Annotated in this window: 25 protein-coding genes and 1 pseudogene; 13 read left to right on the top strand and 13 right to left on the bottom strand. The window is 53.5% G+C overall.

Going from position 1 to position 26,045, the window contains the following annotated elements; translation table 11 throughout:
* Nucleotides 1-31: 31 nt before the first annotated feature.
* The 6 genes from IPM31_07910 to IPM31_07885 all read left to right on the top strand — a co-directional run bounded on the left by IPM31_07910 (nt 32) and on the right by IPM31_07885 (nt 6,387).
* Nucleotides 32-1,264: an ROK family transcriptional regulator gene (locus IPM31_07910; protein ID MBK9006906.1), complete on the top strand. Its 1,233-nt coding sequence runs from the start codon at nt 32-34 to the stop codon at nt 1,262-1,264.
* Nucleotides 1,265-1,340: 76 nt separating this feature from the next.
* On the top strand, nt 1,341-2,678 hold the full coding sequence (locus tag IPM31_07905) for an extracellular solute-binding protein (protein ID MBK9006905.1): 1,338 nt from the start codon (nt 1,341-1,343) through the stop codon (nt 2,676-2,678).
* A 75-nt stretch (nt 2,679-2,753) separates the two neighbouring features.
* Complete coding sequence (locus IPM31_07900; GenBank protein ID MBK9006904.1) at nt 2,754-3,641, top strand: sugar ABC transporter permease; 888 nt, start codon at nt 2,754-2,756, stop codon at nt 3,639-3,641.
* Nucleotides 3,638-4,456 (top strand): carbohydrate ABC transporter permease, encoded by an 819-nt coding sequence (locus tag IPM31_07895; protein MBK9006903.1) that lies wholly within the window; start codon nt 3,638-3,640, stop codon nt 4,454-4,456. Before IPM31_07900 ends, IPM31_07895 begins: the two co-directional genes overlap by 4 nt.
* A 79-nt stretch (nt 4,457-4,535) precedes the next feature.
* Nucleotides 4,536-6,071 (top strand): YifB family Mg chelatase-like AAA ATPase, encoded by a 1,536-nt coding sequence (locus IPM31_07890; protein MBK9006902.1) that lies wholly within the window; start codon nt 4,536-4,538, stop codon nt 6,069-6,071.
* 73 nt (nt 6,072-6,144) lie between these two features.
* Nucleotides 6,145-6,387, top strand: a complete 243-nt coding sequence (locus IPM31_07885) for a hypothetical protein (protein MBK9006901.1) — start codon at nt 6,145-6,147, stop codon at nt 6,385-6,387.
* Nucleotides 6,388-7,086: 699 nt separating this feature from the next.
* Here IPM31_07885 and IPM31_07880 read toward each other — a convergent pair.
* The 11 genes from IPM31_07880 to IPM31_07830 all read right to left on the bottom strand — a co-directional run bounded on the left by IPM31_07880 (nt 7,087) and on the right by IPM31_07830 (nt 16,973).
* Nucleotides 7,087-8,178: an RHS repeat-associated core domain-containing protein gene (locus IPM31_07880; GenBank protein ID MBK9006900.1), complete on the bottom strand. Its 1,092-nt coding sequence runs from the start codon at nt 8,176-8,178 to the stop codon at nt 7,087-7,089.
* Nucleotides 8,179-8,336: 158 nt separating this feature from the next.
* Nucleotides 8,337-9,233 carry a hypothetical protein gene (locus IPM31_07875; GenBank protein ID MBK9006899.1) on the bottom strand — a complete coding sequence of 299 codons (897 nt, stop codon included), beginning with the start codon at nt 9,231-9,233 and terminating at the stop codon, nt 8,337-8,339.
* On the bottom strand, nt 9,230-10,312 hold the full coding sequence (locus IPM31_07870) for a hypothetical protein (protein MBK9006898.1): 1,083 nt from the start codon (nt 10,310-10,312) through the stop codon (nt 9,230-9,232). The genes IPM31_07875 and IPM31_07870 overlap by 4 nt, the downstream gene beginning before the upstream one ends.
* A gap of 505 nt (nt 10,313-10,817) precedes the next feature.
* The gene (locus tag IPM31_07865; protein ID MBK9006897.1) at nt 10,818-11,120 is read right to left on the bottom strand and encodes a hypothetical protein; all 303 of its coding nucleotides are present in this window, start codon (nt 11,118-11,120) and stop codon (nt 10,818-10,820) included.
* A 9-nt stretch (nt 11,121-11,129) separates the two neighbouring features.
* Entirely contained in the window at nt 11,130-11,654 is a 525-nt protein-coding gene (locus IPM31_07860; GenBank protein ID MBK9006896.1) for a hypothetical protein, read from the bottom strand.
* Between the two features lie 168 nt (nt 11,655-11,822).
* Nucleotides 11,823-12,203 carry a nuclear transport factor 2 family protein gene (locus tag IPM31_07855; GenBank protein MBK9006895.1) on the bottom strand — a complete coding sequence of 127 codons (381 nt, stop codon included), beginning with the start codon at nt 12,201-12,203 and terminating at the stop codon, nt 11,823-11,825.
* 41 nt (nt 12,204-12,244) lie between these two features.
* Nucleotides 12,245-13,057, bottom strand: a complete 813-nt coding sequence (locus tag IPM31_07850; protein MBK9006894.1) for a CPBP family intramembrane metalloprotease — start codon at nt 13,055-13,057, stop codon at nt 12,245-12,247.
* A 98-nt stretch (nt 13,058-13,155) separates the two neighbouring features.
* Nucleotides 13,156-15,141, bottom strand: coding sequence for a beta-lactamase family protein (locus IPM31_07845; GenBank protein ID MBK9006893.1), 1,986 nt, complete (start codon nt 15,139-15,141; stop codon nt 13,156-13,158).
* Nucleotides 15,142-15,155: 14 nt separating this feature from the next.
* Nucleotides 15,156-15,698: a hypothetical protein gene (locus IPM31_07840; GenBank protein MBK9006892.1), complete on the bottom strand. Its 543-nt coding sequence runs from the start codon at nt 15,696-15,698 to the stop codon at nt 15,156-15,158.
* Between the two features lie 37 nt (nt 15,699-15,735).
* Nucleotides 15,736-16,674, bottom strand: coding sequence for a hypothetical protein (locus tag IPM31_07835; protein ID MBK9006891.1), 939 nt, complete (start codon nt 16,672-16,674; stop codon nt 15,736-15,738).
* Nucleotides 16,675-16,808: 134 nt separating this feature from the next.
* Nucleotides 16,809-16,973 carry a hypothetical protein gene (locus tag IPM31_07830; GenBank protein MBK9006890.1) on the bottom strand — a complete coding sequence of 55 codons (165 nt, stop codon included), beginning with the start codon at nt 16,971-16,973 and terminating at the stop codon, nt 16,809-16,811.
* Nucleotides 16,974-17,082: 109 nt separating this feature from the next.
* Between IPM31_07830 and IPM31_07825 the strand changes: the two genes are divergently transcribed.
* A complete protein-coding gene (locus tag IPM31_07825; protein ID MBK9006889.1) occupies nt 17,083-19,635 on the top strand; it encodes a tetratricopeptide repeat protein in 2,553 nt (850 codons plus the stop codon).
* A gap of 105 nt (nt 19,636-19,740) precedes the next feature.
* Here IPM31_07825 and IPM31_07820 read toward each other — a convergent pair whose 3' ends face one another.
* Entirely contained in the window at nt 19,741-20,385 is a 645-nt protein-coding gene (locus IPM31_07820; GenBank protein ID MBK9006888.1) for a response regulator transcription factor, read from the bottom strand.
* Nucleotides 20,378-22,126: a sensor histidine kinase gene (locus IPM31_07815; GenBank protein MBK9006887.1), complete on the bottom strand. Its 1,749-nt coding sequence runs from the start codon at nt 22,124-22,126 to the stop codon at nt 20,378-20,380. Before IPM31_07815 ends, IPM31_07820 begins: the two co-directional genes overlap by 8 nt.
* Nucleotides 22,127-22,239: 113 nt before the next feature.
* On the opposite strand from IPM31_07815, the pseudogene IPM31_07810 reads away from it, so the two are divergent.
* From IPM31_07810 to IPM31_07785, 6 genes and pseudogenes are all read left to right on the top strand, one after another.
* A pseudogene (locus tag IPM31_07810) lies at nt 22,240-22,480 on the top strand (sulfurtransferase TusA family protein).
* 73 nt (nt 22,481-22,553) lie between these two features.
* The gene (locus IPM31_07805; protein ID MBK9006886.1) at nt 22,554-23,078 is read left to right on the top strand and encodes a DsrE/DsrF/DrsH-like family protein; all 525 of its coding nucleotides are present in this window, start codon (nt 22,554-22,556) and stop codon (nt 23,076-23,078) included.
* Between the two features lie 122 nt (nt 23,079-23,200).
* Nucleotides 23,201-23,602, top strand: coding sequence for a DsrE family protein (locus tag IPM31_07800; protein ID MBK9006885.1), 402 nt, complete (start codon nt 23,201-23,203; stop codon nt 23,600-23,602).
* An 85-nt stretch (nt 23,603-23,687) separates the two neighbouring features.
* Nucleotides 23,688-23,837: a hypothetical protein gene (locus tag IPM31_07795; GenBank protein MBK9006884.1), complete on the top strand. Its 150-nt coding sequence runs from the start codon at nt 23,688-23,690 to the stop codon at nt 23,835-23,837.
* 69 nt (nt 23,838-23,906) lie between these two features.
* Nucleotides 23,907-24,614 carry a 4Fe-4S dicluster domain-containing protein gene (locus IPM31_07790; protein ID MBK9006883.1) on the top strand — a complete coding sequence of 236 codons (708 nt, stop codon included), beginning with the start codon at nt 23,907-23,909 and terminating at the stop codon, nt 24,612-24,614.
* Between the two features lie 192 nt (nt 24,615-24,806).
* The gene (locus IPM31_07785) at nt 24,807-26,027 is read left to right on the top strand and encodes a heterodisulfide reductase subunit B (protein MBK9006882.1); all 1,221 of its coding nucleotides are present in this window, start codon (nt 24,807-24,809) and stop codon (nt 26,025-26,027) included.
* The last annotated feature ends 18 nt before the right edge of the window (nt 26,028-26,045 follow it).

Raw genomic sequence — 26,045 nt, 5'->3', positions numbered from 1 at the left:
ATGATTAGTTTGTTGCCCCAACATACTAACAATGAAGAAAACAACTGATCAAGCCTTCTTTCGAGAGACGAATTTATCTCTGGTTCTGAGGAACATTCATAATGACGCGCCTCTTTCGCGCGCCAAGTTGGCAGTGATGACCGAGTTGAACAAGTCGACTGTTTCGAGTTTGGTCGAGGATTTACTTGCGCGCGGGTTGATCCATGAGATCGGAACGGGCACGATCGGCACCGGGCGCCCCGCCACCCTGCTGGAGATCAACCCCAAGGCTGGGGGAATTATCGGCGTGGAGTTGGGTGTTGATTTTGTGGCTGTGGCATTGATGGATTTTGTCGGCACAACGCTCTGGAGGCGCAAAGAAAAGGCGGACCCTTTCGAGGAGAAGACCAAAACCATCAAGCAAACGTTGGACCTGGTGGATGAGGCAATGACTCGTTGCCGCGCTTTAAACCTTCGTTTATTGGGCTTGGGGCTTGCCGCGCCGGGCACCGTGGACTTGAAGGAAGGGGTGATGGTTTTTTCGCCCAACTTGCGCTGGCATAATGTTCCATTGAGAAAAATTTTCTCCGAGCATACGGGGCTCAAGGCATATATTGAAAACGATGCGAATGCCGCTGGAGTAGCGGAGCATTTATTCGGCGTGATGAGGCAGACAAAAGATTTTCTTTTCATCTATGCCGGCGTTGGGGTGGGAGGCGGTCTCTTTTTGAACGGCAAGTTGTATCGCGGTCACAACGGGTATGCCGGTGAGATTGGTCACATCCCCACCCTGTCGGAGGGAACGGGTGAAGTGTGCCTGTGCGGCAACCCAAGTTGTTGGGAAACACGGGCGAACCAGCGCGCCCTGATTCGCCGCGTGGAGGCGGGTTTGAAGAATGGACGCTCCAGTCTTGCGCAAAACCTGATGTTGGAAAAAAACGAACCGGCGCTTTCTGTGGAACTCATCAAACAAGCCGCTGATGGCGGCGATGAGGTGGCGCGCGAATCGTTTGACGAGGTCGGCCGCGCGATGGGGCAGGGAATCGCCGGGCTGGTGAATATCTTCAACCCGGAGAAGGTGGTCATTGGCGGCACCTTGAGCGCGGCAAGCGGGCATTTGCTCCCCGCGCTGAAAGAAGCCATCTCGCAACGTGCTTTGAACGATGTGTTGAAGAAGACGGATGTGATCCCATCTGTGTTTGGAGACGATGCCAGTTTGTTTGGCGCGGTCGCGATTGTTGTGGAAGATATCATGTGGAATCCATCGAGTGTTGAAAGGAGGTGATGTTGAGGCGTGAGGAAGAACTTGAGCGTATCCGTGTCGATCAATCGTGTTTCCAATTTAGATTAGGAGAAGAAGTATGAATAAGAAACTGTTTTACCTATTGAGCGCGTTGATGATCGTTTCCATCGCGCTGTCATCCTGCGCGCCCGCGGCCACCGAGGCGCCCCCAGCCGCAACGGAGGCGCCCGCAACGGAAGCGCCTGCGACCGAAGCGCCCGCCACCGAAGCGCCCGCCGCGGCCGATGAAGTGGAAGTGTTCTCATGGTGGACCGGCGGCGGCGAAGCGGCTGGTCTCGAAGCCATGATCAAAGTGTTCAACGGCACAGACCCGAACATCGAATTTATCAATGCGGCTGTAGCCGGCGGCGCAGGCACGAACGCGCGCGCGGTCCTTGCGACCCGCTTGCAGGCTGGCGATCCGCCCGATTCGTGGCAGGGTCATGCGGGTCAGGAACTGATCGGCACTTATGTTGCCGCCGGTCAGATCGAACCGCTGAACGATCTGTATAAAGCCGAAGGCTGGCTCGATGTGATGCCCGAAACGTTGATCCCATTGATCTCGCAGGATGGCAATATCTATTCCGTGCCGGTCAACATTCACCGCGCGAATGTGCTGTGGTACAACCCGGGCTTGCTCGAAGCCAACGGCGTGGCAGTGCCGACCACCATGGATGAATGGTTCGCGGCTATGGATACCCTGCAAGCGGCAGGCGTTCAGCCTCTCGCGCTCGGCGAACAATGGACGAAGATGCACCTGTTCGAAACCGTCCTGCTCGGCACGCTTGGTCCCGATGCCTACAACGGTCTGTGGGATGGCTCCACCGATTGGGCCAGCCCAGAAGTAAAGACCGCTTTGGAGAATTACGCCAAAGTGTTGAGCTATGCCAATAGCGATTCCGCTTCGTTGACGTGGCAGGATGCCTCGCAACTTGTGGTGAACGGCGAAGCCGCGTTCAATGTGATGGGCGACTGGGCGGCTGGCTACTTCATTGAGTTGGGCAAGACCGCCAACACCGATTACGGTTGGGCGGCGACTCCGGGCGCGAACGGCGTCTTCCAGTTCCTCTCCGATTCCTTCGTCCTTGCGGTTGGCGCGCCTCATCACGATGCCGCGCTCGAATGGTTGAAGGTGGCAGGCTCAAAGGAAGGTCAGGAAGCGTTCAACCCGGTCAAGGGTTCCATCTGCGCCCGCACCGATTGCGATAAATCGCTGTTCGGCGAATATCTGCAATCTGCCATGGACGATTGGTCCTCCAACACCGTGGTCGGCTCGTTGACTCACGGCGTGGTTGCCAACGACTCGTGGAAGACCGAGATCGATACGGCGCTCGGGCTGTTCCTCGCCAGCGGCGATGTGGACGCGTTCCAGTCCGCGCTCGCTGCGGCTTGCGCCAGTTCTGGTCCCTGCAAGTAGGTCTAGTGTTAGAATTGCTGAGGCTCCACGCGGAGCCTCAGCAATTTTTTATCGCCACCAAGGAATGGATGCGCTATGACAAAAGACAAAGACCGCGTTCTGAACATCATCCTTGTTTCCCCGTCCATTTTGGCGGTATTGATCTTCGTCTATGGATTCATCGCCTGGTCGGTGCGGGTTTCGTTGAGTAAATGGAAAGGCTTGAACCCGGACTATACATGGAACAGCATCAACAATTATATTGAACTGTTCAAAGACCCGCGCTTTGCCGTGGATGTGAAGAACACATTGATCTTTACGGGGGTATTCGTGATCGGCAGTCTGACGCTTGGATTTTTACTTGCCGTCATGCTCGACCAGGGTTTGAGGGGCGAAGGGTTCTTCCGCAGTCTGTTCCTTTTTCCGATGGCAATTTCTTATATCGTGACCGGCGTCGTCTGGCGCTGGTTGATGAATCCCGCCATGGGTTCGCGCATGAGCGGGTTTAATTTGTTATTTACAAATCTCGGGTTGGATTCTCTGGTCAACGCGTGGCATACCACTCCGCAGTGGGGCATGGCGGCGATCGCGCTCGCGGCGATCTGGCAGATGTCTGGTTACACCATGGCGTTATACCTTGCCGGGTTGCGCGCCATCCCGCAGGAACTCAAAGAAGCCGCGCGCATCGATGGAGCCAGCGAAGCGCAGATCTATCGCCACATCATGATTCCCCTTCTCGCGCCCGTGACGCTTTCCGCCCTCATCATTCTGGGGCACATGTCGTTGAAAGTGTTCGACCTCATCGTGGCGATTGCCGGGAAACAACTCCAACTCGACGTTCCCGCCATTTATATGTGGCAGGCAACCTTCGACGGCCTCTTCTATGGGCGCGGCGCGGCGATCGGTATTATCCTGCTTCTCAGTGTGGCGATCCTCATCATTCCCTACATCCGATACACCCTCAAAACGGAGGCGCAATCATGAAATCTCTACGCCTTTCCAAGAACTGGTTGTACCTTCCGTTGATCGGCATGGCGATCTTTTACCTGATCCCCATGTATGTGATGATCATCACCGGCTTCAAGGCATTCGATGAAATTAGCCTGAAGACCATGTGGGACCTGCCGCGCGGCATCGCCTTCGATAACTATATTGAAGCGTTTGCAAAATTATCACCCTCGCTGTGGAACAGTTTTTTGATGGTGATCCCAGCCACTCTCATGTCGTCCGCGCTTGGGTCATTGAACGGGTTCGTCCTCGCCAAATGGAAATTTCGCGGCGCAGACGTGATCTTCCCGTTTATTTTGTTCGGCATGTTCATTCCGTATCAAAGCATTCTCATTCCACTTGTGCAGTTCATGAACGCGGCGGGCATCACCGGCTTGCCCGGGCTGGCAATGGCGCACATCATTTACGGCATTCCCATCACTACGCTTACATTCCGAAATTATTACGCCAGTCTGCCGCAAGAACTCCTCGAAGCCGCCAAAATAGACGGCGCGAGCATGTTGGGAATTTACCGATACATTCTCCTGCCGATCTCGCTCCCAAGTTTTGTGGTGGTGTTGATCTGGCAGTTCACCTCCGCGTGGAATGACTTCCTCTTCGCGGTGGTGCTGACCGGCAACACCGAATGGCCCATTACAGTCGCATTGAACAACATGGCAGGCAGTCAGATCATCGCGTGGAATGTGCAAATGGCAGGCTCGCTTCTCGCCGCGTTGCCGACGCTGTTGGTCTATATCTTCCTCGGCAGATATTTCCTGCGCGGCTTGCTGGCTGGATCGCTGAAAGGCTGAAACACGATCTCGAAAACAGAAGACCTCGCAAGGGGTCTTTTTGTTTGACATTTCATCCTGCCTCGTCTACACTTCCGCCATGCTTGCTCGCGTTTTCTCATGCGCCGTGATTGGGTTGGAAGGCGTCATCGTCGAAGTCGAAGTGGATTATTCGAACGGCTTGCCCGCCGTTATCATCGTCGGCTTGCCCGATGCCGCCGTGCAAGAGAGCCGCGAGCGCGTGCAGACCGCCGTCAAAAATGCGGGCTTGCATTTTCCCCGTCATCGCATCGTTGTCAATTTATCGCCCGCGTCGATCCGCAAAGAAGGACCCGCGTATGATTTGCCCATCGCGCTCGGCGTGATCATCCTTTCGGGTCATCTGCCGCACGACGTTGTTGAGAACACGCTCATCGTCGGCGAACTTTCGCTCGATGGAGTCGTGCGCCACACGCGAGGAATTCTCCCGATGGCGGCAACCGCGCGCGCTAATGGATACAAGCGGATGTTCGTGCCTGAGGCGGATGCGGGCGAAGCGGCTTTGATCCCCGATCTCGAAGTGTTCCCCGTGCGGACGCTTGCGGATCTTTACAACCATTTATCTGGTCGCAGTTTACTTCAGCCTTATCAACCCTCGAGCAGTGACGCGCTCGAGCCGTTGTACACGCCCACAGATTTTTCCGAGATCAAAGGACAAGACCACGTGAAGCGCGCGCTCGAAGTCGCCGCGGCTGGCGGACATAATGTGTTGATGGTTGGCTCGCCCGGCGCGGGAAAAACTTTATTGGCGCGCGCCATGCCCGGCATTCTGCCTGAAATGTCCATCGAAGAATCGTTGGATGTGACGCGCATCTATTCGGTCGCCGATCAACTCCCCGCAGGGACTCCGCTCATCAGACATCGTCCGTTCCGTTCGCCGCATCACACCATTTCACACGCGGGTCTGGTGGGCGGCGGGAACATCCCCAAGCCCGGAGAAATATCGCTCGCGCACAGGGGTGTTTTGTTTTTAGACGAGTTCCCCGAATTCGGAAGCCGCGTTCTCGAAGTGATGCGCCAACCCATGGAAGATAAAGTCGTCACCATCAGCCGCGCGAAAGGCTCACTCACTTTCTCCGCAAACTTTCAATTGATCGCGGCGATGAATCCATGCCCGTGCGGCTACTATGGCGATTCGCAAAAGCCCTGCACCTGCGCACAGGGCGTGGTGACCAAATATCAAAAACGCATTTCAGGTCCGATGCTCGACCGAATTGACATCCACATCGAAGTCCCGCGCGTGGATTATGAAAAGTTAAGCGGAGATCGTCTCGGCGAATCCAGCGAATCGATTCGCGCGCGAGTCCAAGCCGCGAGAGACATTCAACAAAAACGTTTTGCGAATAGCAAATCCGATATTATTTGCAACGCCGATATGCGCGTGGGCGAGATTCGTCAGTTTTGCAAGTTGCAGGATGAAGGTCAGAGTTTGATGCGAGCGGCGATGAGTCAAATGAATCTATCGGCGCGGGCGTATCATCGCATCCTCAAACTCGCCCGCACGATCGCGGACTTGGCGGGGAGCGAAGACATCCAATCCGTGCATTTGGCGGAGGCGTTGCAATACCGTCCGAAGTTGATGCAAGGCGTGGGGTGAGGGGATGAGTCACAAGGTCAACGATCTGTTGCCTATGAAGCAGGTATAATCTAATTCAATAACAGGAGATACTATGCTGACCAGCGTTCAAGGAGTGTATCGTAAGGGCAGGATTCAATTGACTCAAAAGCCGAAGAATATCAGCGATGAGACCGTTGTCATCGTGACGTTTCTCGATTCCAAGCCAATTGACTTGCGCAAGCGCGGCATCACCAAGGCAAAGGCGCGCAAGTTACGCGCGAAGTTGGCAACTTTTGCAGAAGATTGGGAAAGCCCTGAAATGAGCGCGTATGACAACTACCCCATTAAAGCCTGAACGATGAGAACGATCTACAAGGCATTGAAACACACGCTTGGTTTGTGAAGCGGTCATTCATACAAAACGGTCTCGCGGACGTTACGCCGGAGACCGTTTTCATTTCGACTCGTCCACTTCGACAGGCTCAGTGCGACGTCCACTCTCCACAAATCCGACAATTGCAAAGCTATATTCATTCTTCTTAACCATCGACATTTAACATACTTCTGAAACAAACTTACAATGATGGGGTAGGACTCTTCACAATGCTTACTTGTCAAAGACTTTAGCAAAGTACAAAATGCTGTAGATCAATCCGTTAAGCAAAGAAAACAAGTTCTCAGATGGCGCCAGGACTGATGTATATGTTTTCAAAGTTGCATAAGTTACTCCCCATAACAGGAAGAAAATGATAATAGCCTGCAGAACATTCACAAGTGTCACTTGTTGGTCTTCATAGAACGCTGGAAGTGGTTTCTTCAGAGGTTCCCTTTCGGCTTCAGTCATGGAATAACGTTTGTAAAGACCTCTATAGACCACTATGTAAAAAAACAACCATATCAATATTCTCATCAACACAGGCTCATTCGATGGCGCTAACAGTACCACACCAAACGCAATACTTACCAGGAATACATAGTAGCGAACTATGTTTCTTAATGCTTTTTCGAAAGTCATCAATTACCTGCCGCTTTATCTTATTTTGCTATCAAATATTTACCTGTCAAAAATAGTTATACTTTTACCAGCGCCTCCCCCCGCATAACAACAACCAGATCCACCTCCAATATATAAAGTCGTGGGGACCATCCCATAAGCTGGATCGACATGAAGCATAGTTCCATTATCATGCATTGGTGCCACAACAGATACTGACACTGCGGGACCAGCGGCAACCGTACCTCCAAAGACTTCAGCTTTTCCTGCTGTAACATCTTTGACATTAGACGAACCCCAACCGAACAAAACTCCACCCGAAAATGAAATCTCTCCACCAAACCCGCCGGAATACGGTTCCAATGTGAAATCTGCATTGCTGTCGTTCTCTCCAGATCGGAAATTGTGTATCCAGTTCACACCTAAGGCGCCTGAGGGACCCCAAGGTGTACCAGTAGGAATTGAGAATTCTCCTTGAAGCCGAAAACCAAAGTGGGTTGGAATAATCACATCAAGCATAGCTCTAATATCTCCATCAAAGGCTCTGTCCATGACAGTTGGGCTGGTAGTTGCACTTTGATCTTGTTGAAAAGTGGGAGGTGTAATTAGAAATAAATCCTCAACAACCTCTTCTCTTGCCTTTGGCTTGTAGCCGTCTTTTTGTAGCTGACAGGTTAATTCGCCAGGATAACAAGGGATACCCCCACCAGCCTCGTCATATTCTTTATGTCCCGTCGGGTCACTGAATCGAATCGGGTTATTCAGCACATACCCGAATCGGTTCATGCTTTGTGGATTCGCAGGATTCGGAATAATCGAATCCGGCTGCAAGAACCTCCCCAACCCAACCGAATAAAACCGCGCCTTGTAATCCATAATCCCGCCCATGCCGTCGTCCAATTTGCGTTGACCGGTGTAGGTAAAGTCCGTGCCAAGGATGGGAGAGTTGGGAATCGTCCGCGCCGCGCCGAAGGGGAGATACCTCTGTTGGGATGTTAACGTGCCAGATTGATTTGTGACTGCGACGGTTGAGCCGAGGTGGTCGGTGAGCAGGTATTGTAATCCCGTTCCATCGTGGACGGCAACCATCATCCCTGCGATGGAGTAGTATTTCTTGGTTGCGCCATCCTTTACTTCGAACTGTCCACCCATGAAATAGGAAGTGGTCGAGTCGGGCGTTCCACTCGTCCCTGTGAAGTGGGCCGTGCTGACGCGGACTCCATCCCCATCATAGGCAAACGACCACGATTCGACGATGGTTCCCGTGGCGCAGTCGCCGGTCCGCTTGGCGGATGTAGCAATTGCCTACCTCACGGTAATTGAAATCTTACATTAGTTGGCGCACAAGCAGTACCTTGACTGCGAAATGTTTCGTAGAATTGACTTATATCTGTATTCGTAAGTGTATCTAAAGGTTGGAATTCTATATGTGGACGAACAACGGAGAGAATCTCCATCATCTGATCCGGCGAATAAGTATCTGACTGGAACAAATACAGATCAGGCGATACATTTCTTGGGCAGATATGAATGATTGAATTGATAGGCGTCCCATTCGCGGAAAGAATTGCAAAGAAGCCTTGGCGTGGATATAAGAGAGCTAGATTAAACCATGTGGTGAGATCAGCAGTTAGGGGTATTATTTCGATCTGAATACCTTCTGGCATCCCGTATTCCGTAAATAGTTGATTAATCCGATAAGGTGTGGTGAGTCCGGGATCAAGATGGATGCTTTTTACCAAACCATGTTCTAACGAAAAGGAGATAGAAGCTGGCGATTTGTAATATTCAACAACTACGCCTCCTAATGATTCGCTTCCGTCATACCATTCCCCAAGAGGAGCCAAAAAACGTTTAGCCGCATACTGGCTTGTTTTTCCCGGAATAATGCTTCCCCAACAGGGCAACTTGCACCTCGCGTACAAGGAATCTATCATAGCGGTAATACTGTCAGACTCGATCGTTGGCAAGTCGGTTTGGACGGGCAGAGGTGTACGGGTAGAGGCAAAAGTTGCAGTTGGCTTTCTTGTGGGTGGCGCTGTGGCTGTACGAGCCAAAACTGGTGTTGAAGAGGCTTGTGGCGAAGAGGCAGTTCCTACTGGATTCGTATCTTCTGTGGGAGCGGAGAGGCATCCAAGTGGCGATGTCGCTGTTACGATCACCAAGATGACAATTATTATTCTATGGGCAGTTGGCTTGTTAATCATGGCAAATATCCAGGCATGTATTGATTTAGCCAATCAATGCGTGCGTTCGCAGCGGTCTGAGATGATATACTATCAGTTGCCCATCCGCCTTGGATCCAGTGAACAAACATGTCAGCAAATATTTCACTCTGTGAAATATCGTCACTATGCTGATAGACCCACTGTGTACCGAACCCGTCCCGATTGGCAGCCAAATCTGTTGTCAACGACCATGCGGGTCCATAAGCTCTTCCGCTTCGATCCGATACCCAGGTATTTAGGTTATTGAACATGTGCCCAAGCTCATGAATCACCAAGTTGGTATTTTTTAACTGAGTATCTCCGGTCTGATAAAAATCTCGGAACATAATTGTATGTTCTTTTTTCCCTGATGTTATGCCTAATCTCTCGCAGCCTGAACACCCCCAAACAAAATCTATTCCATAGTGATAGGATTCTTTGAATGCATCCGATGTGGAAATTGGCGCCGATTGTGAACATGTTGATGTAGGTCCGCTCATATTTTCCAGGCAAGATTGATAAGCGCTGTCTGCGGCTGAATTTCTTTCATTTTGTAGCTTCTTGGCAATATTGTAAACAGCCAGCATAGCTATAGCTCTATTTGTGACACTCCAACCCGGGTTGAAGCTAATGCCATAAAGTTCCGCCATATCATCAACAGTGTATTGCCTTCGCCCAAGGTTCTCTTCACAGCTCTCATCACACATATAGGTATGACCACTAGGATCTCTGTAGAAGATCGGCCGATTTAATACATATGAAAATCTATTGAAGCTTTGCGGGTTCACTGGGTCAGGGATTATGCTATCCGCCTGCAAGAACCTCCCCAACCCAACCGAATAAGACCGTGCCTTGTAATCCATGACCCCGCCCATGCCATCGTCCAGTTTGCGTTGACCGGTGTAGGTAAAGTCCGTGCCGAGGATGGGAGAGTTGGGAATCGTCCGCGCCGCGCCGAAGGGGAGATAGCGTTGTTGGGATGTTAATGTGCCAGATTGATTTGTGACTGCTACGGTTGAGCCGAGATGGTCAGTGAGCAGGTATTGTAATCCCGTTCCATCGTTGACGGCAACCATCATCCCTAGGGTAATCGCATTTGAAAATCTCGAGGCTCAAAACACGGTGTTTTGCCTTCGAAACCGCTAATCTTCGCCAGTCTGCGCGAATTTTTCCGAGATAGATTAGCGTGAATTCGTGAGGATTAGCGGACAAAAAATCCAAATGCGATTGCCCTACCATCATCCCTGCGATGGAGTAGTACTTCTTGGTTTTTCTCTACCGTACAAGAATGAGGGTTTCCAAAGGATGAAAACGGAAAAGTGGCTGAAAATCGAGGCGTTGTTCTAAAGCATAAAGGACATGGATACGTTGAAATTCCGCCCTGTCGGGTTTATGCCCGCCAGATAGAGAACAAAGGCTAAAAGAGCATGGACACCCCTTGTTAGGGGTGTTCTCGTTTAATACGTTCTCGCGCCAATCTATCTTCTTTTTGCTTCAGTTTGATATAAGTGAGGATGTGCCAGATGAATCTATCCGCGCGGGCGTATCATGGGACGGCTTTTCCCTCACAATCAGACATTCAACTCAATCCACCACGATCACTTCATACGCCGCCGCTGTGGATTCAAACGCCAACAGCGACTCGCGCTCGCCGCGAAGGGATTCGGATTTCAATTGCGGATCGGCGAAAGCGTCCAACGCATCGCGCGACTCCCAAAACGAGAGCAGGATGATGCTGGTAAATTCATCCTGCGGCTGCCGCAACACCCACACGTCACGGCAGCCGCTCGCGGCGCGATAGGCGGGGATCACCCGTTCACTCACATAGTGAAAATATTTTTCAATGACAGACGTGCGGGCGATCCCGCGCCAAATTCGCGCAAACATCGGTTGGACCTACAGATAACGCGCGACAGCCATTCCCAGCATGGCGACGATGAGCAGGACGAACTCGAACCGATACGCCTTCATCAACGACGACTGCAAGCGGTTCATCTCCTGGACTTGAGATTGATTCGGCGCGCTCTGCGCAGACTCGATCTCCGCCCCGAATTTTGCGATGCGTTCCTGCATCCTGCCGAAGACCGCCACTCCCAGCGCGTACGAGGCGAGCGCCGCCACTGCGCCGACGGTGAACGCGAAGCCTGCGCCCGTCGTCCAGATGAAACTGATCCCGCCCGCGAAGAAGCGCGCGTACAGCAACGCGCCCGAAAGCACGGTGACCGTGGTAACGAGTCCCATCATCGCGCCGAATTTCGGACCGAGCGTTTGCAGGAATTTCTGTCCCGCAGGATGAAGCGAACGCGCAACGGGGATGAGCAACAATAGGTAGAGCGTCGCGCTCCCCACCCACATGATTCCCCCGCCGATGTGTAACACGCGCAGGATGAGGATGACATAGAGGTTGGATAGGATAGCCATGAGTTTTCTCCTTTGGTAATTTTTTTCGATGCGCGCATTATGGCATTCCCGTTCAACCTTTTGGTCTGGATTATCCCCACAAAAAACCGTACAATTTTTGTGCCGCAAAGTTCACTTTGCGAGGTGTGCGAACTTTGCGATGTGCGCACAAGATGAATCTTGCGGTACTCACACCTCGCGCGTACGCCACCACTCGCGGAAGGTTTGACACAAACCATCGTCGTCAAACTCAACGATGAACACACAATCCAGCGCGAGGCGTTTGCCCGATTCGATGACCGTGAATTGCGATTGCCAGCGAGCCATACCCGAATGACCGTTCACGGAGAGAATCTCGAAGGTGGATTCTTTGTCCCTCAAATTTTGCGCGCCTTTATTCCAATAATCGAAGATGGCATCGCGCCCAATCATGGGTTCAGCGAAGGGTGTTTCGTAATACGCGGCATCCTTCGCAAAAAGATTAGCCGACGTAAACGGATCATCCTCCGCGCTGGCGCGGCCATACGTTTCCATCCATTGCTGAAAGTGAGCGTGAGTCAAAATGTTCATATGGTTACTCTTGATCACGCCAAGCCGAGGACGAGTCCCATCTACCCGCCTGCCAATCCGAGGATGACCAGCGGAACCATCACCAAACCTGGGAGTCCTTCCACGCCATGCACGATGACCGCCATCCAATTACTGCGAAAGCGTCGCGCGGGCCAACTGTATGCCATGTTCGTGAGGATGACGCTGGGGAGCGCCCAGGGTTTGTGCAGGTGATAAAAGCCGAAGAGAACGGCGTTTGCCGCCCAATCGTACTTCCCGAAGACTCCCTGCATTTTGGGCAACAGCACGCCGTGCCAGAGGAACGCCTCACCCAGAAAATAGTTGAAGAGATGACTGACGAGCAACACGCCAAACAGCCACCATTGACCATGAAATTCGGGCGTCGCCAGTTGACTCATTTCATAGGGAGGCTTGAGTGTTGGGAACAGCCAGCCCATGGGCGCGTCCACATACCCGATCAGCACAAAGCCAACCACGCCGTTGTAAATCAGGGCGGGAATCAACCACCAATACAATTTTGGATTCGGCTTGTCGGTCTTCGGGTCGCGCGGAGTTTGAAGCCATAACCGCTGGCGGATGGCGCTCCAGCGCAACGTGCCGAGTTCGCGATATGTGATCGCGAGCGCCACGACGAACTGCCACATCATGCCCACGATGATCAATAACCAATACGTGACGCCAGGATGCAACGGCACGCGAGGAATGACGATGGGAGAGACCACCCAAACCAACACTACCATTGGCAGAGTGACGAGCGCCCAGATTCCGAGGATCTGCCAGAGGGTGTATTGATCCGTCGTCGCAGTGGAAACTTCCTGTACTTTGTTTGTTGAAGCGAGTTCTTGCGTTGACATTTGATTCTCCTTTTTGTTTTACATTTTGTGTAGTTGGCGTTCTCTAACGCCAACAGGCGCGTAAGAGAACGCACGCAAAGTGAACTTTGCGGTACGCCTTAATATCTCCAGCCCAACAAATTCCATTGATTCAAAAACCAGACAAACGCAACGGCAGCGAGAGTTACTAGCGTGTAATAGATTCGGTAGGCGGAGCCCCAGTAGCGATCTTTCCAGGCAAGGATGCAATAGACTACTGCGGCGACGGTCAGCAGGGCGGAGAGGACGCCGAGTCCCAGCGTGAGTTTGTAGGCGAACGGGATTCCGAACACGATCTGCTCGCCCCACATCACGTTGCCGACGATGAACAGCAGGTTGAGGAGGCTGACGCCAACGATGAGTCGCGTGGCGACGCGGATGGAGGGAGAGAAAGGCTGAGGGTCAGCGACCAGCCGTCGGTCCCGAATGAAGCGGATCAACGTCACGATGAGCATGGAGAGGAACAACAGCAGGCTGATCATCAGCAAGGGCATGTTGAATCCGAGCGTCTCGTACCACGGAACTTTTTCGAACGACATCATCGGCGTGAGATCGGTGAAGAGGTAGACGATGCGCCCCTGCTCGTCTTCGCGAAACGCCACGTGATAGGCGCTGTCTACAAAACGGAAGTAAAGCGGCTCTTCCTCGACGATGCTCCAATTGCCGAACGGCGACTCGAGCAGTAACGTGCCGTCGCCAGGATTTTTGACGTTGATGGTCGGACCCATGAGGGCGAAATATTTTTCGAGCGTGGTGTATGAACTCATCGTCCATTTGTACGCGCCGACGAAGCGGTCAGCGCGTTCGTTGAAATCGGCTGGCGGTTGAATCGATTCGACGGCGGGCGCGGGATAGTAATGATCGAAGAACGCGCGTTGAAATCCGAAATGCTGTCGGTTGAGTTCGCCCGCGCCGAGACTGTTGTACGCGACAAACACGCCGAGGTTCTCGTCGGGCAAAAGCAGCAGCATGGATTCCATCGGCTCGCCGCTTCCGCTGTGACCGATCACGCGTTGACCGTTATCGTTGAATTCAAAAAATCCATAGGCGTTGCCCAGGATACGCGGGTCGGGAGCGAATAAAACGCTTTGCATTTGCCGCGCCGTTGATTCTTCCAAGATACGAATCTCGGTGGATGCGTCGCCGTAGAAGCCGCCCTGCAAGTGCATGATCATGAAGCGCGCCATGTCTGTTGCGGTGGAGCGCATGACGCCAGCGGGGAAGAGGTCTTCGGGAGATAACAATTGTGGAAATATTTGATACGCGTCCTCCTCGTACATGTATCCCAACGATTCACGCGCGAGCAATTCGGGCGGCGTGGGATATTGCGCGGTCGTGCCGTTCATGCCCAATGGGGCAATGATGTGTTCCTGCACATATTCGCCATACGATTGTCCCGACACGCGCGCCACAATGTATCCTGCCAGCGCGGCGTTGTAATTCGAATACGCCGCAACTTCACCAGGCGGACGAACCCGCGCAGGGATGTGCGACACCAGCCACTCGCGCGGCGACGCCAGATTTTCTTCATCCAACTTCACCAAATCCGCATGAATATCTTCAAAGCCCGATGTGTGAGTCATCAAATGGCTGAGCGTGATCGGTTGCGGATACGTGTCCGCGATGCGAAAGTCAAGATACGTGTTGATGTCCGCGTCCAGATCCAGTTTGCCCTGCTCCACGAGTTGCATCACCGCCGTCCACGTGAACAGTTTGGTGATCGAGCCAAGTTTGAACATCGTCTGTTCGGCGTCAACAGGGATTTGATTCTCAAGATCAGCGTAGCCATAGCCTTTGGCGAAGAACAACTGACCATCTTTGACGACTGCGACCGCCGCGCCTGCGATGTGATTCTCTTCCATGTGACGCGCGAACAGTTCGTCCATGAACGCTTCCATCTCCGCCGCGTCGCTCGGACCTTGAGCCTGATTCGGCGAAACGAACATTTTCTTGCCCTCAGCGACTCCGTCCGCCGCGACGGGCGCGGTCAGCGACATCAGCAACACAACTAAAAGCGTAAGAACATAAACCTTATGTAACACTGTGGATTGATTTTTGATTTTCATTTTCATATTCCTGCTTATGAGAGAACGCCAAACGCGGACAACGCGCCCAACAGCGACAACAGCACAATGACGGCAGTTACGATACCCAGCGACCAGTTGAGCCAGCGCTTCTCAGGATGGTTGACCCAATAATGAGTCGTGAAGGCGAGCAAACCCGATTGGATGAATATCTCAGGGAAGTTGACCACATGGAACCAGGAGGGCAGAACGGTGTAGATCATCCCTTCGATGGAACTCGGCGCGGCGCCAAAGGGCGAGAGAATGCCGACGACGGTCAGCGCCAGCCACAACGTCAGCCAGCCGCGCTTGTGCGGAAAGACGCTCTCACGCAGGGCGTAGAAAACAATCCCGAACAGAAGTCCGCGCAGGATTTGAAAGAACGGTCCCGCCATCACCAGCGGATGATCCGTCTGGCGTAAATAGCCCGCAACTGCGGGGTCGGCGTATTTTGCGGTGTAATCAAGAAGAAAGAACGACAATACGCCGACGATGAAATATGTGACCGTATGAACAGCGGCAGTTTTCAGCGTGATGGATGCGAATGATGGTTGTTTCATTGATTCTCCTTAGCAGTGAATGTGTAGTGGGCGTTCTCTAACGTCCGCCTATCTGGGTCGGCACGAACCACGCGCACAACGCGCCGAAGATTCCAGTGGAGATCGAAGTCTCCCAAAAGTGAGACAGGCTAATTTCCGCAGGCATGAGCGGATTGGCAAACGACAACTGCGCGGTGGGAAGCAATGCGAGCGCGAACGCGGAAAGCGCGACCAGTTCCACGCGTCCGCCAGAGAAACCTTTGAAGAGCGGAATCAGGCACAAAATCCAGACAAAGCCGCGGGCATATTGGAAGAAGGGCATCTCAGGCTTCGACATCAACGTAGTCAGAATCTGATTCGAAAAGGAATTCAACTCGGCGGGACCTCCGTAGAAGAGGCGCAGTTCCTGCGACTGCCATGCGACGTAATATCCGAACAGCAGGTAAATGATGAAGTAAATCCCTGCCAGCCACGCGCCTGCCTTGACTGTCTTATCCGCAACGACGGTGAAGTTTGTTGAAGCGCGTTCCTTGCGCGAGAATCCGCCCGTCATCCAAACGAGCAAAAGGACGAAGAGAGCGGACGAGATCGCGCCGCGCAGGATGATGTGATACAACTCAAAGTTGCCGTGCAAAAGCGGAAAGGCGGAGATGAAATAACCCGTCTCGATTTGCGTCTGGAAAGTTTGCGCGCCGAACAAGAGGACGAACAATTGACCGAAAAGCGCAAATCTCTTTAGGCTGGAACGCCGTGCCGCCCACAACAGGACAGCCGCGATGACAGCGCCAGTGAAGAGCATCGCCGCGCCCTGCGGCATGAATCCTGATTCGGGAATCTCCTGCATGATGAACGCGGGGAGCGGAGAAAGCATGTCCGCAATGATCATGCTGGCGATGAAGCCGACGGACGCGCCAAGCCATTGAAAGAACACAGCCAGCAACGATTTGAATGAAGATGTTTTTGCGACGGGCGTCGATTCGAGCGAGATGGTTTTCATGGGTACTCCTTTTGGTTCTGTAAAAATTCTCTTCAACCACGAAGGACACGAAGTACACAAAGGGATTGAATCTGTTTAGCTTTCGATAGGCTCAGGACAACCCTTCGTGACCCTTGGTGCCCTTTGTGTTTAAGTCAGTTGTCCTGCAAACTCACGAGCGCCAGCGCGGCGAGTCCCATGCCGAGCATGGACACGCTCGTGTTGACATCCAGCGTCTTGAGCGTGGACATTACAATGACGGCAACGCCCATCGCAAGCGCAACGCCTTTCAATGCGATCTTGGTGATATTTTTAGCCATGAGATTCTCCTTTGCCATACTCGCATTAAAGCATTCTCCCTATCTCGTTTGGTCAGAGTTGCCCGTACAAAAAGCCGTACAAAATCCCAAAATAAATTAAAATGCTCATATGAGCGAAGACCTGCCCTTCGGTCTCTGGCTAAAGAAACGCCGCAAAGCGCTCGACCTCACGCAGAGCGCCCTGGCAGACCGCGTCGGATGCTCGCTCGCCACCATCGAAAAAATCGAATCGGAAGAACGCCGCCCCTCGATGCAGATCGCGGAGTTGCTGGCAGACGCGCTGGAGATTCCGACGAACGAGCGCGAAACTTTTTTGCGGATCGCCCGCCGCCTCAAATCTGACGTTGGGCTGGCTTCTGTTTCCCCGATCCTTTCCCCGCCCCCAAAAACGAACGTCCCCATCCCGCCCACGCCGTTGATCGGACGCGAATCCGAACTCGACGGAATCCGTCACCTGCTGGCGAATCCCGAATGCCGCCTCGTCAGCCTCACTGGTCAAGGTGGAATCGGCAAGACGCGGCTTGGGATCGAGTTTGCGATCCGTCAGCGCGATTCATTCCCAGGCGGAGTCTATTACGTGGCGCTGGCTTCCATCAAAACCCCCGACCTGATCATCCCCGCGATTGCCGACGCGTTCTCCTTTTCATTTTCAGGACCGCTCGACACGAAGGAACAATTATTCAATCACCTCGCGCGGACGGCGAATCAACCAGCGTTGCTGGCGTTGGATAATCTCGAACACCTGCTGGGAGAGTCATCCGTTGCGACAGATTTAATCGCCGAGATTCTCCAGCGATTTGCAACGATCAAAATTCTTTGCACCTCGCGCGAACGGCTCAACCTGCAAGGCGAGTGGATGTTCGACCTGCGCGGCTTGCCCGTGCCGCCGCTGGAACACCTCGATCAAATGGAAGAGTACAGCGCGCCCGCGTTGTTCGTCAACTCGGCGCGGCGCATCAACCCCAAATTCCAATTGACCGACGCGGACAAGCCCGCGCTCTTCCGCATCTGCCAACTGCTGGAGGGGATTCCGCTCGCGCTCGAACTCGCCGCGGCATGGACGGGCATGCTCGCCTGCGCGGAGATCGCCCGCGAGATCGAATCGAACATGGATTTCCTCGCCACGTCCATGCGCAACATCCCCGAACGGCATCGCTCCTTACGAGCCTCCTTCGACCATTCATGGCGGCTCATCTCCGATGCGGAGCGCGACGCGCTCAGCCGACTCTCCATCTTTCACGGCGGCTTCGACCGAACTGCGGCGGAAAAAGTCGCGGGGGCGAATCTGCCTCAGTTGTCGTCGCTCGTCTCAAAGTCGCTGGTGATGCGGGATGAGTCGGGACGATACAGTCTGCACGAAGCGATTCGTCAATATGCCTATTCCCATCTCGAAGAAGCCGAGCCGTGTTGCTGCCAGACCTGCGATCGTCACAGCGACTTCTATTTAAATTTTGCCGCCGAATATGAATCGAAATTGAAAAGCGCGTTACAACAAATCTCCATGCGCGAAATGACCGCCGAGTTGGATAACCTGCGCGCCGCATGGGAGTGGGGCGTCAACAATAAAAAGTTTGAAACGCTTGGGAGATCCGTCCGCGCCTTTGGCTGGTATTACGAAGTCTCAGGCATGATCCGCGACGGCATCACGCAACTGGCGCTGCTCGCTAAGGCGCTGAACGAACAGGAACGCGGCGCGCAAGCCATCAGGACTCTCGGCGCGTGTTATGTGCAACAGGGCTTGCTGTATTTCCGCAGCGGGCAATTCGCGCAAGCGCAGGGACATTATGATCAGGGTATTGACCTTCTTCGTTCAGTGGACGCGCAATCCATCCTCGCCGACGCGCTCATTTTCAGCGGCGCGCTCAAACATCTCAACGGCGATTATCTCGAAGCCAAAGCGCAGATCGTCGAGGGACTGGCTTACGCCCGCGCGATAAAAGACGACTGGTTCACCGCCTATGGCATTTACAATCTCGGTCACGTGGACAGTTTGATGGGCGATTGTCAAAAGGGCTACGATCAAATGATCGAAGGTCTCGCGCTCTTCCGCAAAATCGGCGACCCACATTCCATTTCGCTCGGCTTGAACTTTCTTGTAGATACGCAGATCGCGCTCAAAAAATATGAAGAAGCGAAAGCATCCATGCGCGAGAGCATCGCCCTGTGCGAGCAGACGCAAAACCGCTGGGGCAAAGGCACGGCGCATCGTTATCTCGGCCTCGCCATGCTCGCCGACGGTCAATACGACGAAGCGCGCGATTGCTTCCAAAAGAGTCTCGAGGTCTTCGGCGAATACTTCGAAGGCTGGGACATTTCCATCACCCTCACCTATCTCGCCGATGCGACCCTGCTCTCAGGCGATGAAACCGAAGCGAAAACAATTTACCTGGACTCACTGCGACACGCGCGCCGAATCAACTCCGCCCCGCTGATGCTGCTGAACCTCGCGGGACTCGCCCAACTCGAATCCCGCCTCTCTCCCGATGTCTCGACGCGGCTCGACACAAGCGTTGCGGCTGGGTGGCTGACCCTCATCCTGAATCACCCCGCAGCGACTCAGGAAACCCGTCAACGCGCGCGGGAGCTGCGCGCGAAACAAAAACAGCGCGTCTCTGCGAACGCGCTGTCGTTGGATGATACGGTGAATGCGATCTTGAAGTGATTGCGCGAAAAAAATTCCTAAAGCGGCGATCCAGTCCGCGCATTTGGCGGAGGCGTTGCACGCTTCGTGTTCGTCCGAAGCGGGCAGCAGGGTAAGTATCTAGTATTACCCGTTCAACTTGATCAACTTCATTTTCATAGCGGAAAGTACCGCCTGGGTCCGGTTGGGCTGTTTCATCTTCTCGAGGATATTCTTGGCATGACTACGCACCGTTTCCTCGCTGACGCCCAATTGAACAGCGATTTGCTTATACGTGTTGGGGGTCGCCATCCAATCAAGGATTTCCATTTCGCGCGGTGTAAGCAAAAGAAACGGCGCGATCTGCGGTTGAATTTTCCCCAACACTTTTTTCATGACAGCAGGATGCAAGTATGCCTCTCCATTTACCACCGCATGGATGGCGCGCACCAGTTCGGCAGGTTCGATATTTTTGAACACGTAGCCTTCGATGCCAACAGAGAGGAGGTCGAACACGCGGTCATCCACTTCTGTACCGGTCAACATCATGATCTTTATTTGTGGATCCGATTTTCGCAACGCGAGCGCCATCGCCTGCCCATCCATTTCAGGCATGACCAGATCCACAAGAGCGATATCAGGATGGAGGCTTAGCGCGGTTTCCAAGCCGACTCGTCCGTTCTCCGCATCGCCCACCACATCCAGATCTGGTTCCAAACGAAGAACCATCGCCAACCCTTTGCGGACGACGGCGTGATCGTCCACAATGAGGATGCGGATCGAGTCAGGCATGCTGATCATCTCCGTTGATGGGCAGGTTGATCATGATGCGCGCGCCATTGTTTGTCTGGCTGGCGATCTCGCAGTCGCCGCCTAACGCGCGGGCTCGCTCTTGCATGCCTTGCAAGCCAAAATGTTCGCGGCTCTGACTGCGCGACAATGCTACGGTCGGGTCAAAGCCTTTGCCTTGATCAGAAATATCGAGGAACACTTCGCGGCCGGCAATGGTCAGGCATAGACGCGCCGAGTCTGCCCCTGAATACCGCGCAGAATTTGCCAAAGCCTCCTGCGCCATTCGATAGATCGCGCGGCGCAAGCCCGAGGGCAGGGAATTGAAATCGCCGTGATGGTTGAAGATGATGCTGAACGAACGCGGACGACAGCAACTGCTGATGTAGTTCGAAAGGTCAGCCATGAACAATTCAATGGTCAATGCAGAGGGCCACAAGTTAAAGATGGAACGACGCACTTCTTCATGCGCGCTGTTTGCCAGCGCGCGCAACTCGATTAGTTCCTTTTTTACATCGTCCGCTTTCTGCGGAAGCATGGTTACGCACGCGTCGAGCGAATAGATGATGCCGAAGAGCGATTGCGCGACCGTATCATGGATATCGCGCGCGATGCGGTTGCGTTCGGTCTCGACGGCGAGGCGCCGGGCGCGGTCGATGCACAAGATGGTAGTACCAAGCGCAAGAGCGGCCTGATTCGCAACCATGGTGATGGCCTCTTCGCGTTGGCGCGTCAATTCCGTCCCCTTTTCCAGTTCCACCAGTAAAATCCCAACCGCATGTTCGCGAAGTGAAAGAGGGTAAACGTACCATTGACAGGTTTTCAGCCAAGAATTCAGCGCAATTTGGTTGATGAGTATTTCGCCGCTTGTTCCCGTTGTAAACGATTTTCGATCCAACAACGCCTTGAAGATCTCGCCGTTTTCTGATTTGAGCGGGAGGGGATCAATGGATGGAAAGGATGAATTAACGGGATATAGCATCCAGCCACCCATTTCTTCGCGAGCAGGGTCAACCACGCTAACAACCGCTCTACGGAAGCCTAATCCGGTTGTCACCGCGCCAAGCACTCGTTGCTGCACAGAGATCAAATCGGGCGCGGCTTGAAGCAGAACGGTCAGGTCGTGAATGACCTTTAATTGGCGGTGAGCAATGGCAAGGTTTTCATGCTTTTCCGCAAGTTCATCGCGCGCGGCGGATAGTTCGTCGCAGGCACGATCTACCTCGCTGAGTAAAACTGCTGGATAGGCAAACAAAGCCGGGATCAACCAGATGCCTGCCAGTTGCGTGATGAGCGTAACGCTTTCAGGAGGTCCCGAGTCGGTTAGGCGGCGTGTAATGGCATCGGCGGCAAAATAGAGAGGCGTAAAGGATGCCGCCGCTCCGAGCGCCCCGCGCACCTGAAAAAAGAATGCGCCTGCCAACAACGGGCTGAGTGTGTATAAATAATAGGGACTACGCGAGCCGCCGCTGATTGCCAGAACGAGAGCGCAGAAAATCAGATCAATGCCTATGACGAACGGTTGCTCTGTGACAAGCCTGTTTAGCGAACGATTAAAGAGGGTGATGATCAGATTGACAAGGACAACCAATAGAAAAGTCCATAGTGGTGAAAAGACGGAATGCGACTCGCTCCCTCTTCTTTGAATTAGGATCAGCAGCGCGGGGATGAGCGAAACCCAGCGAAAGAACACGAGGAACGGGAAGATGCGGTACGAGTGGAAGAGCATCTTAATCTTTGCCATGATATGGAGATTATATTCTCAATCCCCCGCGCGGGGGAGGCGTGGCTCACTCGTTAACGGGATGGCGCGAAGCCGCCGGCGAGGTTATCATCGTGGCAATCAAGGAGACTGCAATGGATGTGATTAAAGAAGATCAAGTTCTCGACTGTTCAGGGATGCTTTGCCCTATTCCTGTGGTGAAAACATCCAAGGCGATCAAGGCGATGGAGGTAGGACAGGTATTGAAGATGATCGCCACCGACCCGGGCGCGCCGCCCGATATGGAGAGCATGGAGCCGTCAGACGGGGAATGAATTACTGCGCTCGATGCAAGAGGACGGCAAGTTTGTTTTCTACATCAAACGAATGAAATAACCTTGAGGCTTGCGCGGGCGTTCTCTCACGCCCGCTACACATTTTACCTAGATGAAAGCCAAAGGAGGCTGACATGTCGAAATCCGATCCGAACGCCCCGAAGCGACTCGCCCTCATCGCTTCAAAAGGGACCTTAGACTGGGCTTACCCCCCGTTCATTCTCGCAAGTGCGGCAGGCGCGATGGGTTGGGAGGTAGGTATCTTCTTCACCTTCTATGGGCTGACGCTTCTCAAGCCGGACCTCACGGCTGCCGTCTCGCCATTGGGCAACCCCGCCATGCCGATGAAGATGCCGTTTGGTCCCGAAGGTTTCCAAAATGTCGCCTGGCCCATGCCGAACATTCTGATGGCAAATGTGCCTGGCTTCGAAGCGCTGGCAACCACATTAATGAAGCAGACCTTCAAAAACAAGGGCGTCGCTTCCATTCCCGAACTGCGCGATATGTGCATTGATCTCGACGTGCGCATGATCGGCTGTCAGATGACGATGGACGTCTTTGGCTTCAAGCGCGAGGACTTCATCAAGGAGTGCGAGATCGGCGGCGCGGCAACCTTCCTTGAATACGCGGCGGACGCGGACGTGCAGTTGTTCATTTGATGCGCAACGGACGTTCTCTAACGTCCGTTCTCTGATGGATCGGGCGCGTACACCTGCCTTGGCGGGCGGCGCCAGAGAGAGAATGCGCCCTACGCTTGATATGTTTTGGAGAAATCTCAACCATGAGCGTCTGGAAGACGAACGACCCCGATGTGAAAAAGATCCTCTACGTTCAGACTCACGGGGAGGCTGATCCTGAACGGACGGCGACTCCCTTCTTTCTTGCCACGGCGGGCGCGGCGATGGACAATGAAGTGTGCATTTACTTCACCATGAACGGTCCGCAGTGCGTGGCGAAGGACAACGGCGACAAGATCATCATCCCGCGCAAGGGAGGCGGCGGCAAAGAGTTGAAATTCTTCATCGAACAGGCGGCGGAAATCGGCGTGCGTTTTCTCGTCTGCCAGCCTTCGCTTGACCTGCACGGCTACACCATGGACGATATGATCGAAGGCGTGGAGATGATCGGCGGCGCGGCGTTCAACGACATGGCGTGCGATGCGGATGCGGTGATCGGGTTTTAGGCGTAACGCAAGATTCATCTTGCGCGCCACGCAAAATAGCGGATAGATCGAGTTTGTGCTGCCCTGCTCAGTGCGTAGGGGATGAGTGGTCAGTCTGGCAACCGCGAACGGACGCGCGATCGCCAAGTCGTTGAATGTGATGTCGGTGCCGACGGTGTTTGTCAATGAGACGCGGTTTGTGGGCGTCCCGAAATGGGATGATCTGCTGGAAGCGGTGAAGCAGGAAAAATCTTAGCGGCGCTGCGCCGCAAGATTTGTCTTGCGCCTTCGCAACATGAATGTTGCGGTACTTCGTGGAGTTTCTATGCCAACCACTCTTGAAAATTGGAATCCAGGCAAGGCGGTAGACCGTCACCCCGAGGCGACGTATGCAGAGAAGGAGAAACTCTTTCTCGAAGTCAAAAATGACGTGCGCTACTCGGACTTTCTCTACGGCTGTTACGAGTGCGGCATTTGCGTTTCGACCTGCCCCTCGGCGCGGTTCTATGACTTTAGCCCGCGTGTGATCGCGCAGGCAATCGCGCGCGAAGATGTCGAACGCGTGTACGACATTCTCACCGAGGATATTTGGAACTGCGCGCAGTGTTTCTCGTGCGTGCGCTGTCCGCGGCAGAACAACCCTGGGGGATTGGTCACGATTTTGCGCGAAGTTTCTCTCAAAAATGGATTACAAGAATCAAAGGATGCCCTGCAAGGCTACAGCCGCGTCATTTACAAAGTCATGCTCAAAGGGAATCAAGTCTCGCCTGATATGCTCCAGCCCGATTTCTTTCCCGATTGGGGTCCGTGGGTAACAAATTTTTCCCAGAACATGCACGTCTGGCGCAAAGCCATTCCCATGGATTCGATCCGCGGTCTGACCGATGTCGCCTGGCGCACGGATCGAAAGACTCTGCTCGAGCTGTATACGATCTGGTTCGAGTCGGGCAACATGGACATCATCAAAGAGTTGGATGAAAGTTTGTATGATCTGTTGGTTGAAGTGATGCAGGAAGAATTGGAAGAAGGATAGTTCGGTGGTCGAGTAGACGGCGGAAATCGTTTCGTCTTTGCAAATCAACTTTCCTCCGCCGTCGTACCGAGACCACAAGTAAGCAAAGTATATTTGTTATTGGTTTATTTCTGGTAACTGGTGGTCTCGATACGCCCCTCAAAAAGCATTCGGGGCTACTCGACCACCGAGATGGAATGAAATTGGAGAATCATGATGACCGAACTAACCACCGTCGAACAGATCCTCGAACGAAAATCGCATCCTGTAATTCGCGACGCAACGGTCGCGCCGACCGACGATATGCACGACCGCCTGCTGGAACTCGAAGCGAAGGGCGAGATCGTCCTGCAAAGGATGAAAGGCGACTATATCGAGTTCCCCACAAAGTATGGACGGATGAAAAAGATTCCCATCGAGCATACCTGGCATCACAAATCCTGCGGTCACTGCGGACACATCCCAGGCTATGCTTCATCAATCCTGTGGCTTCATCGTCAGTTCAATCTGGATTATCACGATCCCACCGACCAGACCTCCTGCACGGGCTGGAACTATTACGCCTCCGCCGCCTCCAACGCGGTGGGACAAGCCGCGGTGATGAGCCGCAACTTCGCCGCCGCCTATGAGACGGGATACTTTCCGTTGATCCACTGCGGCACGTCGTTTGGACATTACAAGGAGATCCGCGAGCAACTCGTCCATCACAAAGAACTGCGCGATGAAGTCCGCCGCATCCTCGATAAGATGGGCAAACCGCTGGTCATCCCCGAAGAGATCGTCCATTACAGCGAGTGGGTCTATGCCATGCGCGACCGCTTCAAGGAACGCCAGCTCGTGGACATGAGTCCGATCACAGCAACGGTTCATCCTGCCTGTCACTACTACAAGATCGTAGCCGAAGATGCGATCTATGATCCAGAAATTTACGGCGGACAGCGCACTGCTGTTGTCACTGCCATGCTTGAGTCTCTCGGCATCCACGTCGCGGACTATTCGACGTGGTTCGATTGTTGCGGCTTTGGTTTTCGTCACGTTCTCGTTCAACGTGATTTCACGCGTTCCTTCGCTGTGCTTCGCAAGATCGAAACAATGAAGAATGAAGTCAACCCCGACCTGACCGTGACTCACGATACAGGTTGTGTGACCACGCTCGATAAGAGTCAATTCGCCGCGAAAGCGCATGACCGCAAAGTTGGCATCCCTGTGTTATCCGACGCGCAGGTTGCGGCGCTGGCGATGGGCGCGCATCCCTTCCGCGTGGTGCAGTTCCACTGGCACTCGACGGATTGGCGGCCGTTAATGGAGAAACTCGGAATCAACTGGCAGAAATATTGGGATGAATTTCAGGCTGACCTCGACGCGATCCGCGCGGGGACGAAATCTGGGATCACGTGGCAGGATGCGGATCAACCCATTCATTTGACGGCGTAACAATGATTTGGGTAGTGG

It is taken from the genome of Candidatus Defluviilinea gracilis (genome assembly GCA_016716235.1).
In the GTDB taxonomy this organism is placed as follows: Bacteria; Chloroflexota; Anaerolineae; order Anaerolineales; family Villigracilaceae; genus Defluviilinea; species Defluviilinea gracilis.
The sequence above is the reverse complement of the archived record's forward strand: the minus strand, read 5'-3'. Positions and strand labels throughout refer to the sequence as shown.